Origin of the sequence: Nostoc sp., assembly GCF_036919815.1 — a bacterium.
GTDB lineage: Bacteria > Cyanobacteriota > Cyanobacteriia > Cyanobacteriales > Nostocaceae > Nostoc.
In genome coordinates this window covers 23,175-39,379 of record NZ_JBALCE010000020.1, presented here as the reverse complement: position 1 = coordinate 39,379, position 16,205 = coordinate 23,175, and the positions used below count along the sequence as shown (strand labels likewise).

Sequence of the window (16,205 nt, the reverse complement as noted above, 5' to 3'; positions counted from 1 at the left end):
GATGAACCTCAGAGCATCGTTAATGAGTCTTTAATACTCGATAGATAGACAGGTTGACCGAAAAGTTCTACAATCTGACTGATTGCGGTAAATTTACTTATTGCCCAATCCACATAAGCATAGTAAAGATTTTCTAGTGATTGCGTTTGATTGCCCAAGCACTAAATTAATATAGGAAAGTCTTTGAGTTAAGGCGCAGCAAACAAATGGATGTAAAGCTGATTCTAGCGGGATTAACAGTTATATTTACGCTATCGTGCTTATTTTTTGGCACGAAAAATGGATACTATGATTCAGATAACTATCACGGCAATGGCTCTGCACATTGAGATAAATCTGTAGACGCTACGACTTTCCATAGGGTGAGTTGGTTAAGATAGCTCAGAACTTGCAAAGGGAAAATAAACAAGAGGCATCCTTTAGCTCCTAATTTGATCGCTTTCTTGTTAGCCCACCTTTCCGAACCAGTGCGGGTTCGGTAGAGGCGTCCTCCCCAATCAAAAATCTGTATTCTCAGGGTGTAGGGGCGCACAATAAAACTTACCCCTAAGTCACAAAACCAAAATTTGTGTAACTTTTGGCTTTTGGGATATGTCCATGATGATCAGGTTTGAGGGGAGGAAGCATGAGGAATAATCTGTCGGCATCTTCTCGCGTAGATGCTGCGGAAGCGAGTAGTGAATTAGAATGTTTGCCCTATAGTGTCCAGCATGACAATGAGGGCGTGTGTTTATTGGTAAAGATGGGGCCACACCGCATCCTGTTGGACTGTGGTTTGGAGGATATTTCATCGCTGGCTAAGGGGCTTACTAAGTCGGAACGGGGAGCTAGTTCGCCCCTACCAGCAGATTTAGTTTTGATTAGTCACGCTCACCCAGATCACGCCAGAGGCTTACTGGCACTGCATAAAGCTTTTCCCAAGTTACCTATTTATGGTAGTGAGGTGACTAGCAAGTTGCTGCCACTGAATTGGCTAGACCAAAATGCTGAGGAAATTTCTCAATTTTGTCATGCGTTGCCGTTGCGATCGCCTGTGGAATTCCAAGAGGGTCTAGTAGTAGAATTATTTCCCGCCGGGCATCTACCGGGGGCAGTAGCAATTCTACTTACCTACACCACCCAGCAGCGTACTTACAAGCTACTGTATACAGGCGACTTTTTCCTGTCAAACTCCCGCCTAGTAGAAGGTTTGCGTTTAGAGGAATTGCGAGGATTAGACTTGGATGTGCTGATCATTGAAGGCAGTTATGGCACATCCCGTCATCCCCATCGCCGTACCCAAGAAAATCAACTAGCAGAGCGAATTAATCGGGCGATCGCTGACCATTGTTGTGTAATCCTTCCCACCCCGGCTTTAGGATTGGGTCAAGAACTATTAATGCTCTTACGCTCACATCACCACTTCACCGGACGAGATTTAGATATCTGGGTAGATGGGGCTGTCGCTACTGGGTGTGATGCCTACTTAGAATTGCTACCCCACCTGCCGCCATCCGTGCAGAATTTCGCCCGCCATCAACCCTTGTTTTGGGATGAACGGGTGCGTCCTCGCGTGCGTCGTTTACAACCAGAACATCGTCCCACAGTGGGCAAGTCACCTTGTATAGTCCTTACCGACTCTACAGATGATTTGGGTAAGCACTGCCAACTAGACACAGGCCCTTGGCTGATCCTTCTACCAGAAAAAATTGATATAAAACTTAACAAAGAATATTTAGCGCCTACCAGTGTCGAAACCTATCTTTTGGCTCAACATAGTGATGGCCCTGGTACTACGCAGCTAATTCATAATTTGCGACCCCAGCACGTCATTTTTGTCCACGGTTCTCCTGCCTACTTGGCAGACCTGACTAGCTTAGAGGAGTTGCAAAACCGCTACCATGTACATTCACCGGCGGCTGACACCTTAGTAGAACTGCCCATCGGCGATACATTTTTACAACCAGCAGCACCAGAAACTAACTACGAAGGCGAACTGACAGAGTTGGCAACAGTAATCACAATCACCCTACCCAATGTGATTACTGGCGATTCGCGTTGGCGGCAATTTGCCGATACTGGTTTAATCGAAGCTCGTTGGCAAGGGGAAGAATTAGTATTAAGGGGATTGTCTCAACGAGAACTGCTCACCCAAAATAGCGATCGCTATACATGGACAGATGTAGACTGTTGCGGTACTTGCCGACATCAAAGGGGGCAGCGGTGTTGGAATCCAGCTTCCCCGTTATATAACTTTAAGGTAACTCTAGAAGGTTACTGTCCTGCCTTTGAAAGTCTAAATGATAGTCAATAGTCATCAGTCCGCTGCCTTTTGTCATTAATGAGTAATGACCAATGACTAATGACCAATGACCAATGACCAATGACTAATTATTCTGGATTCGAGTCAGTGTAACGGTTGTGGATGCGTTCAGCTTCGGGACAATCTTCAGTCATCAAAGGTTCCACATTACCGCGTGGTACTGAAGCCAATTTTTGGGTTACAGCACCAATGCTCTCAAGGCGAACCATTTCTTCCCAAGAACAAACTTCGTCCTCTTCTTCTGTTTCATAGCGTAGGGTCACTAAATCTCCCTCTATGTCGATGATGCGGGCGCGTTCAATCCAGCGTTGCTGGTCCCGCAAGAAAACACATACCTCGCGCCCATCGCAACACAGTTGATAAATCTTGCGGTGTAGCATGTATTGTTTCTGCCTTTTTAAACAACGTAGTTAAACCTGTCAAAATCTGGGTTCTACCCCATTACATTACACCTTTAAGAGGTTAATTTCACGGTTCAGAACAAGTACGCTTCATGACCCAATCCCAAGATTTGCTTGTAGTTGTCAAAATATCGGGAAATGTTGGATCATCAATCAATGATTGCTCTAGCAATGAACTCAATCTCCCTCTGGCTTCTTCTAGGGAATGTCTGCTTGATAAAAGTCAAACAATTCGGTACCTGTCCTAACCAGGTTTATATTTGTTGGTGAGTCATTCTTACCATTATGTAATAAAGAATACTCCAAAATAATCATTGATTGCGGTTGTTTAACTTGCCTACTTTTACTCATTGGCATTACGGGGAAGTCCGGGGACTTGGCTTTACTTTTACCCACTTGTATCTGATCTTAACTCATTCTCTTGCTGACCTTGATGGTTTTCAAGAACAACACCCAAAGAGTTTTGAGTTTTTAAGGTTTTTGGCTGCTCATGACTAAGAAAAAGCCAACGGAGTCAGGGGAAGAGGCAAAGGAGATGGGCGGCAAAGGGGAAAGACCATGAAAAAATTCCCCTCTGTCGCCCATCTGGGAGGATCAGCAAGATTTATATGGTATGGGAAATTCCATAAGCACATTCGAGGAGGACGCTTCTCGTTTAATTTGACCTGCGCGAACTGCATGATATAAGGTTGCCAGGGCTAACAAATCCTTTTGCTTCCAGCATTTAGTGGCTAGTACTTGCTGGAGTAAACCCTCAGATTCAACACTAAGATATCCAGTTTGGAAGGCAGATGCAACGAGTGTGCGAATCATCTTGATTAGGGCAGGGTAAATAATTTATTACCTCAAGTGTGGAACATTTTTCTCTGCTATTAATTGATATGGAACATAAGTATTATGTGATTATAATTACACGTAACTAGTGATTTGGATCACAATATTAGCTCTAAGTGCATCTATCTCTTAGTATATAGAGATAGATGGTTACAAAAATTTTTCGCCCCAATGTTCAGAAGGCAGATAATTTAACAATATTAAAACATAGAGAAACTTTTAGGTAAGTATCCAAAAAATCTCGTCAAACATCAGCAATCAAGCAAAAAACTGGCGGAAATCTTCATCCTTTTGACTTAATTGCACCCAGTCTAAGTTTAAAGACTGGAATTTTTGCACCAAGCGATCGCAAGCCGGACGTTCGGTAGCATAATGTCCGGCATCGATTAAAATAAGATTGCAATCGCGGCTTTCTTGAAACTGATGAAATTTACAATCAGAAGTCAGGTAAGCTTGAGCGCCAGTTTTCGCTACGCCTGAAATGTAACTAGCCCCCGAACCGCCTAAAACGGCAACTCGTGAAATTGTTTGCTGTAAATCAGCAGTTGGGGAAAAAATCAAATTCGGGGAAGCAAGTCGGGTTTGAATGGCTGTGAGTAATTCCTGTAATGTCAGAAATGGCTCTAGCAAACCAACACGCCCATATCCTAATCCGGCTTGTGTAGGTACTATGGGAGTAACTTCTTTGAGTTCTAAAATCTGAGCCAAAACGTCAGCAGTACCATCCTGCACTTGGTCAAAATTTGTGTGAGCAGTGTAAATACCAATATTGTGGGTAAAGGCTAACCTTACCATTTCGGCGATCGCTTCACCAGTGCGTAAAGATTTGGGAGGAGTAAAAATTAAGGGATGATGGGCAAATATCAGATTAGCATTCAGAGCGATCGCTTCTTGGATTACGGCCAAAGTCGGTGTCAAACATACCAAAACCCGTGCTTTTTCCTGCAAAACTCCTGGTTCAATCTGCCAGCCACAATTATCCCAGCTTTCACACCAAGCGGGATTTGCCCATGCTTCAAACCAAGTAATTAAATCAGCAATTTTCATAATTATTTTCTTCAGCAATTTTTAATTTTTAATTGCTAATCAGTGTCTCTGTGGTTGAATATCTAATTTTAATGCTAATTGCTGGCGCATTTCCTGAAAAGGTTTGTTCCATACAGGGCTAGCATTCCAGTTCCACACTGCCACCGGGATAAGTTGTTCTTCAGCAAGATAAGTTAGCAGACGATATTCATCTTCTGGTTCACGAGAAAAAGTGAAGGGATTGCGGTAGCCAGTATCACACAGTTTATAAGATGTGACTTTACTGTAACTAATACGTTGTAAAAGTTCTTTACCTTTGACAAGCAAATAATCTAAAAAAACCAGACTAAAAGGCTCTATATGTGCGCGTTTTTGTGGCTCTTTTTGTACCCATCTTGCCCACTCAAATCCATACATAAAATCGTGAACGTAACGAAAGCGCATTTCCGTTTTATTTCCGAACATCTTTGTCAGAGAAACCATCTTTTCAGCAAAAACTGTTAAAAAATGAACAGCGCCCTCATCTGCGATTAAAGCTTGCCTAAGCATACTACTTACCAGAAAATCAAAATCCCAGAAGATGTTTTCTGGAAAATTTTGCAACTGAGTATATACTATGCATTCGAGAGTTTCCTGAAGGGTTGTGAGGAGTTGAATCTCAGGGTTTTGTTCAATAATAAAATTTCCCAATTCTGCAAAACTGGTAATTAATGTCTTTTGGGGATTAAGTGACAATAGGTTAACAGACTGCTGGGCAAGGATTTCATCAATAAATTGGAAAGTATGAGTTAGTGTCAGTTGTTGCTTCATAGTAATTTCAATCGCCTACGCAGCTTACACTAACTATTAGTGTATATCGGAATAAGTAGATGATTAAATAATCACAAATAAACTTAACTTTTGAATTTACAAATTTACACAAATTATTTAGTATGGGCCTGATTAATTTTGCACCAATAATTTTCATCAGAAAGTTATCACTGCAAAATTTATTTAATATTTAAAAATGGTTACATACGCCTACCTACTTACGCACTAGAAACAGGGTATTTAAACTCTACAAAGCTACACTTTAAATAAATCAAACGTGAGAATTTCTATCCAGAAATGTGGACAACCAATTCTCTTAAATGACTACGCTGGCGGTGTTCCCAAATATAAATTCCCTGCCAAGTTCCTAGCACCAAATGACCACGATTAATGGGGATATGTTCAGAAGTATGGGTAAGTGCGGTACGAATGTGTGCCGGCATATCATCAGTGCCTTCTGCATCGTGGATGTATTTCCCTGATTCTGGGGCGAGTTTTGCCATAAAATTAGCTAGATCGACAAGAACATCAGGATCGGCATTTTCTTGGATGACTAAACTGGCTGAAGTGTGGCGTAAAAATAGAGTACAAAGACCAATTTCAACTCCCGACTCTGCAACTATAGCTTCAATTTTTGCAGTGATGTTGTAAAAAGATTTGCCAGTGGTGGAAATTTTTAGTAACTTTTGGTAGTGACTCATTTAAAACAGGAATTATTGATGAAAGTAAAAGCTAATTAGCAGTTGAATCTACTTGATTTGGTTGTTGTTCTGCCGTTGGTTGATCGCTAGACTGAGTATGTCTTCTCCTGAATAGGCTTAACACGGCATTTACAGAATTTTTTAGGATATCTGGGATGATCGGTGTGTTAGGTAGATTGTGAGATAAAGCTGTAATGTTATCTAGGTTTGGCTCTGGCAGTTGTAAACTATTTTTAGAATATGTTGTATCGTCTTGGTTGGTATTCATAGTTTTTGTAGTTCAGGAATGAAATAAACTGTTACTTGATGTAACAAGGTAACCACAGTAATTCCACCAGTAACACCAGTAGCATATTTCAAGGCTAGGGAAATATCGTCTACTTGCTTCTGGTTATTATTATAAGTCTCTCTCAAGTCAGCTAACATCTGTAAATGGTATTCTTGAGGTGAAAACGTTAAATAATCCTCTGGAAATTTTAGCTTTTTTTTCTTTTCTTCGTTTTCTTCTAGATTGGGGCTGATAAAAAACTTCTGTGGTAATAAAGCCCAGATGAGTAACAGAAAGTTGATGAAAAACAACAATATTTCTAAGGCACTGAAAAGACTAAATATCGTAATCAGTCTAGATATTGTTAGAAAACTTAATAATGCGGTGTTTGTGACAAATAGAATGTCTTTCTAAGCTGTTCCACATTTAAATTGCATGAACTGGGCGGGCAAGATGCCCACCCCACAAGAGTTATGTTTAATTTGGTTATGCAAATTAGATGTTTTTTAGCTTATAACTCGACGCACATCTTGGGCGGCTAATTCCAACGTTTCTTTGTCTATTGTTGGATTTTCCATTATTAATTTATGTTATTTTGAATAACTTTAATTTGAGTGTAAATACTTAATAACGGCATGAGCGATCGCTTCATTACCATCCTTAGCAATTGGTTGAGATTGCTTTGGTGGTTGAGGTAAATCATGTAGAAAATCCCAAGTTTCTTGAAAAAACTCACATGGGGTGATGATTTGATGTTGATTATAATTAGTTATACCTTCTAGTATAAAAGTTGCTTCGGCAAAGTCCTGACGCGGGATGCTAACAATAGGCACTTGTAGTAGTGTGGCTTCAGAAAAAGTGCTGTAACCAGGTTTAGAAACGACTCGTCCACAAATAGGCATAAAATCTACAGGGCGATATTTGCGGTCATCAATTTTCACTAAATTAGGTAAATTAGGGGCAGATTGATCAAAGACAATGAATTGCCAGTCGGGAAATTGTCGTAGGTTATGATATGGTATTTGCTGCAAACCCAAGCCGCCAAAGGTCAACAAAATAGTTTTTTCAACTGGTACAGTTATTCCCCAAAGAGAACGTAAATCATCAGCAGAGTGACGTGGGGAACCGCCTGTTAAGCCGACATCTGTGATATTGTTAAAAGCCTGCATTGGTTCATGGAAAGGAAGACGAAACAGGCGATCGCACTTTGAGTACCAATCACTAATCCAATCGGCAATTGGGGTAAATTCACCTCCCCAATCTCGATATATCAAGTCCCAGCCAAAGTTACTCATCATCCAGCAGGGAATGTTTGCAGCTTTGGCAAACCCAGGAGCAAGGAAGGGAATATCTGCCAAGATGAGATTAACGCGATTTTGGCGGATAAAATTCACTTCTGAGGCAATCAGCGAATTTTGATGCTTTTTAATATCCAGCAACTTTTCTAAAGTCGCTACTTTATCCATTGTCAAACTATCCGTTTGCACCACACCCAAATCAAACGCACGGGGACGATAGATAAAATCGCCTTCTATATAGCACTCTAGCAACCAGCGTGGGGCAGTGGTAACAAGAATTAGCAGAACTTCTGGACATAACTTTTGAATTGTCGCAGCTACAGAAGCCGTGCGAGCAGCATGACCAAAGCCGTGGTTAGTTATGACTATGTATAAGATTGGGCGTTCCATTTTATAGTTAGGAGTCATTCAATTTTGGATTTTAGATTTTAGATTTTAGATTTTTCCTTCAATCCAAAATCTAAAATTGGCAGAGTTAGGAGTTAAAATCACAATTTCCACACCGATAACTTATAACTCTTATAGCACTTCTTAGTTGAGTCAAATACAGACCTAACCCCCAGCCCCTTCCCTGCAAGGGAAGGGGAGTAAGATTAAAAGCCTCTCTCCTAAAAGGAGAGAGGTTAGAGTGTATTGCATACAAACGAAAAGCCCTATAACTTTTAACTAAGTTTTGCAAAAACTTTGAATCGTCTCAACCAATAAGTCGATTTCCGATTCTAAAGTAAAGTAATGAACGGTGGCGCGTATACAGCTAGGATAGGCAATTGTCCGAGTTAATATCTTTTGTGACTCTAAAAATTGCACCAGCTGCAAATGATCTGGCGGCTGATTATTTATTAGTTGAAAAGAAACTATACCGCTTTCAGGTGGGGAAGTTCGCAAACATTTAACATCGGGTAACGCCGTCAATTTTCGCCAGAGATACTCACTGTTATGGCAGATTTGCTCGTAACGTTCTTGTGAGGTTCCCCATTGCTGATGGATAGCGATCGCCTCCTTTAACCCAACATACAAAGGATAAGCTAATGTAGACACTTCGTATCGTCGCCCATCTGGAAGCCAACCCACAGGCTGAGATTGACTATCTACAACAATGCCATTCAAGCCAATAAACGTAGGCTTTAGGCTTTCTTGTGCTTCTGGTCGAACATACAAACCACCAGCACCCGCAGGACCACATAACCATTTGTGACCAGTGAAAGCATAAAAATCTACTCCCAATTCAGTCAAGTTTAAAGGCAATAAACCAGCAGATTGGGCAGCATCTATCAATAGTAAAGAATGATTATTTCTGCATATTTCGGCAATTTTATCAAGAGGTAAAACTTGACCAGTATTCCAGAAAACATGACTCAATATCACTAGGCGGGTATTGGGGCGCAAGTGCTGGGCAATAACTTTTACGGGATCGCCCTCATTTAAAGTCGCCTTGAGAGGACAGGTAGTAACTTCTACAACAAATCTTCGTGCAATTTCCTGGGCTGTGGCAATCACGCCTGGATGTTCGCAGTCTGACAGCAGCAGATGGTCGCCAGCTTGCCACTCAATGCCCCACATAGCGATATTACAGCCAACAGTGACATTTTGGGTAAGAGTAATTGTTTGAGCTGGTGCATTTAACTCCAAAGCGATCGCTTCTCTTGCAGCTTGAGTCTGAGGTGCTATCCAGCTATACGCCTCATTGCCAAAGGGACCGATATGCTGAACATGAGCTTGAGTTTGGGCGATCGCATCCATTGCCCTTTGAGGCATCGGCCCTTGTCCCCCATAATTGAAATAAGTTTTATTCCCTAAAGCGGGAAATTGCTCTCGATGGCTATGCAGCCTGGTTTGTGCGACAGAAATACTAGTCATACCGATTTTAGATTTTGGATTTTGGATTAGTCATAGTTTCTCATCTCCCCCTCTCTCACTCCATCATTAACAAGATTTACGCAAACAATAGCCGAAAAGAATGATTTTTAGGTAGGGGCAATTCATGTAGTATTGCCCCTACCGTGTATAGTTTTGCGTAAGTCCTAATTAATTGTCTGAGTTATTCCCAGAGTGTCCTAATTCTTGTTAACTTAAAAGGATGCTAATTAATGCTGAACTCCTACTGCAATACCAACGCTGTAAACGCCGGCCTTTTCTAGATATCCACGGTGACAAAAGTCAGCGCGATGCTCCCAATGAGTTGCTACGGAAACTCCAACAGGACAAAATCGCCCATCAGCTGAGTGCTTTGGCACAGGTGACTTATGATCAACCAAATTATTCTTATGGAAACTGGGAAAATGCAGAGAAGGCAACTTTAGAATTGATGCAGCGTGGGGTTGAGTACATATATAAAGGAGTACTGTTAGCAACTTATTCTGAAGGATACACCTTACTGAGTCGTCCAGATTTACTTGTCAAAGAACCAGGACAATCCCATTTTGGAGATTGGATCTACGTCCCGGCTAATATTGAACTGGGTAAGCGCCCTAAGCAAGAATATCAAGTTGTCGCTGCATTTCATGCCCAAGTGTTGGCAACAGTGCAGGGAGTTGCACCTGAAACAGCTTCGCTCATATTGCGAACCAAAAATACAAGTTATGCGGTGGATTTGTTTAAATGGATGCCACGGATGCAGGAGATTTTGGAGGAGTTTATCCAAGTTTTAGAGTTACCGAATCCGCCAGAAGTATTCATTGCCCGTCAAAAGTGCAATCTTTGCCATTGGTATAGTGAATGTTATGCGATCGCACAATCTGAAAAACATCTTTCACTGGTACCAGGCGTAACACCCATTCGCTACACTCAACTGCAAGCCTTAGCCATCACCACACTGGAATCTCTCGCTAACACCAATCCCAGCACTCTCGAAAATCTGCTTGGTTTTGACAGCGAAGTAGCGCCGAAGCTAGTAGTGCAAGCTCAATCTGCACTGGAAAAACGACCTCTCATTTTACCCTACCCGCTACCAATAAAAGATATTACATTTACAGCACCCATAGAGCTTTACTTTGATATTGAGGCACAGCCAGACTTAGATTTAAATTATCTTTTGGGGGTTTTAGTCGTTGATAGACTTGCCAACACAGAACAGTTTTATTCGTTTTTAGCAGACAAACCAGAAGACGAAGAATTAGTTTGGCAGCAATTTTTGGATTTGGTTTGGCAATATCCCGAAGCACCAATTTATCATTTTTGTGTCTACGAGTTTGATACAGTCAAACGGTTAGCAAAACTTTACCACACCCCCTACGCCTCAGTGCGTCCTGTACTGAGCCGATTTGTGGATGTGTATGAACAATTAACCCAAAGTGTAGCATTGCCCGTAGAAAGTTATGCCCTGAAAGCGATCGCTCGTTGGTTAGGATTTGAGTGGCGGGAGAAAGAAGCCAGTGGTGCCAAGTGTATTTATTGGTATGATCAGTGGCTAGAAACAGGCGATCGCACCTTACTAGAAATTATCCAAAGCTATAACGAAGATGATTGCCGCGCTACCCGCAGAGTCAAAGATTGGCTTGTCAACTTTTTTCAGGATGAATATGGTTTGCGACGAGCTTAATTAATTTCGTATTTTCTAAAAGTTTTTAATTTGTTGGAATACATATTATCCCAATTCAAAATTAAGAAAACCTGATTTCATCAGAGTTTCCAGGCTTGTAAGCTGAAAAACATCTAAATTGCATAATTGAATTAAATTAAACTCTTGTGGGGTGGGCATCTTGCCCGCCTTAATTAATGCAAGTTAAATATAGTTGTGCCTCCCTACGTGTATTGATGTAATAAAAAAATTTATGCAGCTAATTAAAAAAATCTTCGTATTCCCGCAAATTATTTACTTTTTGCTCCCGATTCTAATTATTAGCCTCCTATTCACAAACTTACTGTCAAATGCTGTTGAAGTCAGTAGCATAGAATTTATCGGTGAAGCCACTTTACCGAAAGGTTTAATCTTTAAAAAAACTGAAGTTGGAGGTTTATCTGGAATTACTTATAATCCAAAAAGCAACCTTTATTATGCTATTTCCGATGACCGTGGGCAAAAAGCTGCCGCCCGTTTCTACACCTTGAAAATCGACTTAAGCAAGGGTTCCCTACAAAAAGGTGGAATTATTCCGGTCAGTGTTACTACATTATTAAATGAGAATGGTCAAACATTTCGCCCTGGTGAAACTGATACAGAAGGGATTGCGTTAACTAATAAGGCAACTGTGTTTATTTCTTCTGAAGGCGATGTGAGAAAATTAATTAATCCTTTTATTAAAGAGTTCTCCCTATCTTCTGGTAGGGAAATTAAAACACTTCCCATCCCAAACAAATTTTTGCCAGATAAAAGTAGTCAAAAAGGTATCCGCAACAATTTGGCTTTTGAAAGCCTCACCATCACACCTGATAAAAAGCATATATTCACAGCCACCGAAAATGCTCTAATTCAAGATGGTATCGCAGCTAAACCTAACATCGGTAGTCCTTGCCGGATTTTGCAATACAACTTGCTCAACAACCAGCCAGAAAAGGAATTTCTTTATCAAACTGAACCAGTTACACCATTTTTGGATCTGACTGGCAAATTCGCTAGTGGATTACCTGATTTACTTGCTCTCGATAATCAAGGACACTTCCTAAGTTTAGAGCGGTCTTTTACTGGTTTAGGATTTGCTATTTCCCTGTTTCAGGTTTCTTTAGAAGGAGCGGATGATATTCATAAAATAGATAGCCTTTTAGCAGTTGACTCTAAAAATATTAAACCAGTTCAGAAAAAACTGCTGTTAGATTTGAGAACCCTAGATGTACTGCTAGACAACATCGAAGGCTTAACTCTTGGAGCTAAACTACCCGATGGTCAGCAATCATTAATTCTCGTCAGTGATAACAATTTCAACTCCTTGCAACGCACTCAGATACTAGCCTTTAAAATTGAAATTGAAACACCACTAATTAGATTATTACGCCGTTTATTCCCCAATTTTAACCATTAGCTGTACGGAGATCATGATACCGCAGCTACGCCCGTCGTAGACATCGCGCCTTTACTGCTATTTACTTATTTGCAGCTTATTTCTGTGTATTTACGGAATCTAGTAGGCAAGTTTTTCTAGCGTTTTTGTAGTTTACGTGTAATTTCTCAACCGAATTCATTAATAAATATGTTATAGAATGTTTAGGGAATTTTGCAGAGTGATTAACTATGATTACAGGAGATAATTAATTTTTTCCAAATTATGATATTTTTTAGATTTAAATTTAATAATTAGATAGACTTATGAAAGTATTTTGCCAACAATATTTTTTATAAATGATTTTTATGTCACAAAATAAAATTGATAAAATGGTAGGGCAAAAAGCAGAGTTAGACAATTATATTGGACAATTTTTAAATAATCGCTATTTAATCAGAGATTTGATTGGCAAAGGGGGGATGGGTAGAGTTTATTTAGCAGAAGATACTGCTAAAGGTGGTATGGCGATCGCAATTAAAATCTTATCACTCAGTTTGGCAAACCAACAAATGTCCCAACGCTTTGCCAGAGAGATTTTTATTGGCGCTCAATTGGGTCGCAAAAGTAAACATATTGTTCGCATTTTAAGTTACGGAGTTACTGAGGATAAAACTCCGTTTTATGTAATGGAATACCTGCAAGGAAAAAATCTCAAACAAATTCTCAAAATTCAGCCTTTAACATTATCGGAGTTTTTAAATATTTCTAATCAAATTTGTTTAGGCTTACAATGTGCCCACCAAGGAATCAGCCTCAAAGGAGAGATTTATCCCATTGTTCACAGGGATATGAAACCAGAAAATATATTCATTAGTGAAGATAGTAAACAAGGAAAAATTGTTAAAATATTAGATTTTGGTATTGCCAAGTTTTTAACAGAGCGAAGTGGGATGACCTTGACAGATTCTTTTATTGGCAGTTTGCCTTACTGTTCTCCAGAACATATGGAAGGGCGCAAATTGCTAGATGTCCGCTCTGATATTTACAGTTTGGGAGTACTAATGTTTGAGATGCTAACAGGAAAGCATCCATTTCAGACAAAAAGTAACTCCTTTGGTACTTGGTATCAAGCACATCGCTTTCAAATGCCACCTACAGTTGAGCAAGTTAATCCGCAAGTCAAAATCCCGCAGATATTAGAAAAAATGTTGATGAGTTGTTTAGCTAAAGAAGTAAGCGATCGCCCTCAAAATATAAACCAAATATTAGAAGATTTAGAAAAGGTTAATATGCAGCTTAATGAAGTTAGTCATAACAATAGTAGTGACATTATTAACCTCTCAATTCCCATCCAATTAGTACCTGCAACATTATTATCAGAAAAAGAGTGTTGGCAGAAAAAGTGGCCTAAAAATAAACCAATTGCGCGAATTGGATTTCCCCATTTACTACATACTACTCAAAGACCTATACCAACTTTTTGGGCAATGTTGCCCAAACAAGAGATTACAAACTTTTTGGACAAAATACATGGCACTGAATTTATTACTCAAATGAATGTATCTCCGATGCTATTATGGGTTACAGTCCTATACAATTCCCAGCCTTCTCTGACTAAGTGGCTACCTTACTTTTTGGATTTGAAAGATAATAAAGGGGAAAAGATAGCGCGTAGTTTAGCAGAAGTAGGCTATTACCATCTCCTATTTTTTGCCCTAGAAGATCCAGACTGTTGCTCTCACGTAACGACTTTAAGCCTGACGGCTAACCAGCGCCAGCAACTTGTAGATTGCTTAGATATGAATCAACAGTCAAATGAAATAATTTTGCCTAATCAGGCCAAAAATCTCCTAAAAACAGAATATGAAAAACTGAAATTAGATATTTTACTAAAGTTAGCCGCAGATCAAAAAACTGAGAAAGAAAGTTCAAAAAACTGGATGGCTAAATTTTTGGAGATTTTTTTAAACCTTTTATCACGTCATTGAAAGTCCGCTCTCAAAATAAAAATTCTTGTCATCATTACCTAATTATATTCTTATATGTGTATTGCTAACTTTAAATGGACTCAGCAGCAAAGGTGATCAAAGTGAATCAAAGCCCATTTACATCTCCAATTAGTACGGGCTTGCTTGCCAATCGTTATCAACTCAAGCAATTAATTGGCAGTGGTGGCATGGGTGAAGTTTTTTTAGCAAATGATATTTTGTTAGGAGGTATACCAGTTGCTATCAAGTTTTTGACTCAGACTTTTGTCGATACAAAAATGCAAGAAGACTTTGCTCGTGAAGCTTTAATGAGTGCAGCTTTGAGTCAAAAGAGCGTACATATAGTGCGGGCGTATGATTATGGTATAAATGAGAAAGGAAAACCATACTACGTTATGGAATATCTAAGCGGCAAGAGTTTAAAGGATTTAATTCCGTTGCCGCTACCCATGTTTTTAACTCTCTCCCGCCAAATTTGTTTGGGCTTACAGTGCGCTCATCAAGGTATTAACATTGATGGCAAAATTTGTCCGCTAGTTCATAGAGATATCAAGCCTGCGAATATATTAGTTATTCCCGATCCGATATTGGGTCAGTTAGTTAAAATTCTCGATTTTGGTATTGCTAGATTTTTGAATTATACATCAACAGCTAGTATAAGTAGGGGATTTAATGGCACTTTACCCTACTGTTCTCCAGAACAGCTAGATGGGGAAAAATTAGATAGTCGCTCAGATATTTATAGCCTGGGTGTGATGATGTTTGAGATGCTCACAGGTAAAAAACCTTGGGAACCAGAAACTGATTACTTTGGTGCTTGGTATAAAGCACATCACTTTGAACAACCAAAAGCGATCGCAGATATTAAACCCACTCTTGAATTACCTGAAAAACTAAATAATTTAATCATGTCTTGTCTTGCCAAAAAAGCCAGCGAACGCCCCCAAAATATCGCTCAAATTCTGGAAATATTAAACAGTTTAGAACAGTCCAATTATCCCAGCTTACCGACAATCTTAGTTCCTACTTTCATCCTTACCCCTCCCTTATATTCTGGATTACCAATCACAGTAGAACAAAGCTGTCAGCAACTTTTGTGGCCTGAAAATAAACCAATTCAAGAAATTGTTTTTCCCCAGCTTCTAGACACCGCACAAGCATCGATGACAGCACTATGGTTGATGTTGCCTAAAGAAGAAATCAAAAAGTATGCCCTTTCGACTCGTTACAACCAATTTATCTTCATGACATCCCCTCACCCAATGCTGTTGTGGGTGACTGTACTCTACAATCGGCAGTTGGCTCCTAAATGGCTACCGTGCTACTTAGATATGCAAAATCCCCAAAATCTTCGGCTGGTAAGTTCCCTGGCTGAAAATGAACGCTACCCTTTGATTTTCTTTACCCTAGAAGCACCACATTCCTGCACCAACGTTCTCACCAGTGGCATTGAGCCAACTCAGCGGCAAATATTAAAAACCTGGGTGGAACAGAGTCATAGTCTACCACCTGCTTCTCAACTCCAGTTGAGCAAACAGCTATTAAAGCAGCAGTATAAACAAATGCAATCCCGGATATTGCAGCATCTGGAATCAGAGCCACTGGTTGTATTATCAGGCTCTATTTAAGGAAAAATTTGCACCTTGGAGAGACTGGACAAA

The 16,205-nt window shown here is 40.0% G+C and carries 15 protein-coding genes; 5 read left to right on the top strand and 10 right to left on the bottom strand.

Features of this window, described 5'->3' with window-relative positions:
- Positions 1–304: 304 nt before the first annotated feature.
- On the bottom strand, positions 305–532 hold the full coding sequence (locus tag V7K15_RS06310) for a hypothetical protein (RefSeq protein ID WP_334788437.1): 228 nt from the start codon (positions 530–532) through the stop codon (positions 305–307).
- A 93-nt stretch (positions 533–625) separates the two neighbouring features.
- On the opposite strand from V7K15_RS06310, the gene V7K15_RS06305 reads away from it, so the two are divergent.
- Entirely contained in the window at positions 626–2,293 is a 1,668-nt protein-coding gene (locus tag V7K15_RS06305; protein ID WP_334903997.1) for an MBL fold metallo-hydrolase, read from the top strand.
- 77 nt (positions 2,294–2,370) lie between these two features.
- Here V7K15_RS06305 and V7K15_RS06300 read toward each other — a convergent pair whose 3' ends face one another.
- The 9 genes from V7K15_RS06300 to V7K15_RS06260 all read right to left on the bottom strand — a co-directional run bounded on the left by V7K15_RS06300 (position 2,371) and on the right by V7K15_RS06260 (position 9,497).
- Complete coding sequence (locus V7K15_RS06300; protein WP_012408115.1) at positions 2,371–2,682, bottom strand: DUF6679 family protein; 312 nt, start codon at positions 2,680–2,682, stop codon at positions 2,371–2,373.
- 615 nt (positions 2,683–3,297) lie between these two features.
- Positions 3,298–3,516 (bottom strand): hypothetical protein, encoded by a 219-nt coding sequence (locus tag V7K15_RS06295; protein WP_334903995.1) that lies wholly within the window; start codon positions 3,514–3,516, stop codon positions 3,298–3,300.
- Positions 3,517–3,795: 279 nt separating this feature from the next.
- Positions 3,796–4,584, bottom strand: coding sequence for a Nif3-like dinuclear metal center hexameric protein (locus V7K15_RS06290; protein WP_334903993.1), 789 nt, complete (start codon positions 4,582–4,584; stop codon positions 3,796–3,798).
- Between the two features lie 39 nt (positions 4,585–4,623).
- The gene (locus V7K15_RS06285; protein WP_334903991.1) at positions 4,624–5,373 is read right to left on the bottom strand and encodes a hypothetical protein; all 750 of its coding nucleotides are present in this window, start codon (positions 5,371–5,373) and stop codon (positions 4,624–4,626) included.
- Positions 5,374–5,660: 287 nt separating this feature from the next.
- Positions 5,661–6,074: a secondary thiamine-phosphate synthase enzyme YjbQ gene (locus V7K15_RS06280; RefSeq protein WP_334903989.1), complete on the bottom strand. Its 414-nt coding sequence runs from the start codon at positions 6,072–6,074 to the stop codon at positions 5,661–5,663.
- Between the two features lie 31 nt (positions 6,075–6,105).
- Positions 6,106–6,342, bottom strand: a complete 237-nt coding sequence (locus tag V7K15_RS06275) for a hypothetical protein (RefSeq protein WP_334903987.1) — start codon at positions 6,340–6,342, stop codon at positions 6,106–6,108.
- A complete protein-coding gene (locus V7K15_RS06270; RefSeq protein WP_334903985.1) occupies positions 6,339–6,653 on the bottom strand; it encodes a hypothetical protein in 315 nt (104 codons plus the stop codon). The genes V7K15_RS06275 and V7K15_RS06270 overlap by 4 nt, the downstream gene beginning before the upstream one ends.
- Positions 6,654–6,947: 294 nt before the next feature.
- The gene (locus V7K15_RS06265) at positions 6,948–8,030 is read right to left on the bottom strand and encodes a glycosyl transferase (RefSeq protein WP_334904001.1); all 1,083 of its coding nucleotides are present in this window, start codon (positions 8,028–8,030) and stop codon (positions 6,948–6,950) included.
- Positions 8,031–8,306: 276 nt separating this feature from the next.
- Complete coding sequence (locus V7K15_RS06260) at positions 8,307–9,497, bottom strand: aminotransferase class V-fold PLP-dependent enzyme (RefSeq protein WP_334903983.1); 1,191 nt, start codon at positions 9,495–9,497, stop codon at positions 8,307–8,309.
- Between the two features lie 220 nt (positions 9,498–9,717).
- Between V7K15_RS06260 and V7K15_RS06255 the strand changes: the two genes are divergently transcribed.
- The 4 genes from V7K15_RS06255 (at position 9,718) to V7K15_RS06240 (ending at position 16,172) form a co-directional block, all read left to right on the top strand.
- Positions 9,718–11,178 (top strand): TM0106 family RecB-like putative nuclease, encoded by a 1,461-nt coding sequence (locus V7K15_RS06255; protein ID WP_334903982.1) that lies wholly within the window; start codon positions 9,718–9,720, stop codon positions 11,176–11,178.
- A 232-nt stretch (positions 11,179–11,410) separates the two neighbouring features.
- Complete coding sequence (locus V7K15_RS06250) at positions 11,411–12,595, top strand: esterase-like activity of phytase family protein (protein WP_334903980.1); 1,185 nt, start codon at positions 11,411–11,413, stop codon at positions 12,593–12,595.
- Positions 12,596–12,921: 326 nt separating this feature from the next.
- On the top strand, positions 12,922–14,544 hold the full coding sequence (locus V7K15_RS06245) for a serine/threonine protein kinase (RefSeq protein WP_334903978.1): 1,623 nt from the start codon (positions 12,922–12,924) through the stop codon (positions 14,542–14,544).
- 101 nt (positions 14,545–14,645) lie between these two features.
- Complete coding sequence (locus V7K15_RS06240) at positions 14,646–16,172, top strand: serine/threonine protein kinase (RefSeq protein ID WP_334903976.1); 1,527 nt, start codon at positions 14,646–14,648, stop codon at positions 16,170–16,172.
- The last annotated feature ends 33 nt before the right edge of the window (positions 16,173–16,205 follow it).

Excerpts from the sequence above, each read along its gene's own strand:
- V7K15_RS06300 (WP_012408115.1), bottom strand. The coding sequence starts at position 2,682 with ATGCTACACCGCAAGATTTATCAACTGTGTTGCGATGGGCGCGAGGTA.
- V7K15_RS06305 (WP_334903997.1), top strand. The coding sequence starts at position 626 with ATGAGGAATAATCTGTCGGCATCTTCTCGCGTAGATGCTGCGGAAGCG.
- V7K15_RS06245 (WP_334903978.1), top strand. The coding sequence starts at position 12,922 with ATGTCACAAAATAAAATTGATAAAATGGTAGGGCAAAAAGCAGAGTTA.
- V7K15_RS06250 (WP_334903980.1), top strand. The coding sequence starts at position 11,411 with ATGCAGCTAATTAAAAAAATCTTCGTATTCCCGCAAATTATTTACTTT.
- V7K15_RS06275 (WP_334903987.1), bottom strand. The coding sequence starts at position 6,342 with ATGAATACCAACCAAGACGATACAACATATTCTAAAAATAGTTTACAA.
- V7K15_RS06260 (WP_334903983.1), bottom strand. The coding sequence starts at position 9,497 with ATGACTAGTATTTCTGTCGCACAAACCAGGCTGCATAGCCATCGAGAG.
- V7K15_RS06295 (WP_334903995.1), bottom strand. The coding sequence starts at position 3,516 with ATGATTCGCACACTCGTTGCATCTGCCTTCCAAACTGGATATCTTAGT.
- V7K15_RS06280 (WP_334903989.1), bottom strand. The coding sequence starts at position 6,074 with ATGAGTCACTACCAAAAGTTACTAAAAATTTCCACCACTGGCAAATCT.
- V7K15_RS06290 (WP_334903993.1), bottom strand. The coding sequence starts at position 4,584 with ATGAAAATTGCTGATTTAATTACTTGGTTTGAAGCATGGGCAAATCCC.
- V7K15_RS06255 (WP_334903982.1), top strand. The coding sequence starts at position 9,718 with ATGCTAATTAATGCTGAACTCCTACTGCAATACCAACGCTGTAAACGC.
- V7K15_RS06265 (WP_334904001.1), bottom strand. The coding sequence starts at position 8,030 with ATGGAACGCCCAATCTTATACATAGTCATAACTAACCACGGCTTTGGT.
- V7K15_RS06285 (WP_334903991.1), bottom strand. The coding sequence starts at position 5,373 with ATGAAGCAACAACTGACACTAACTCATACTTTCCAATTTATTGATGAA.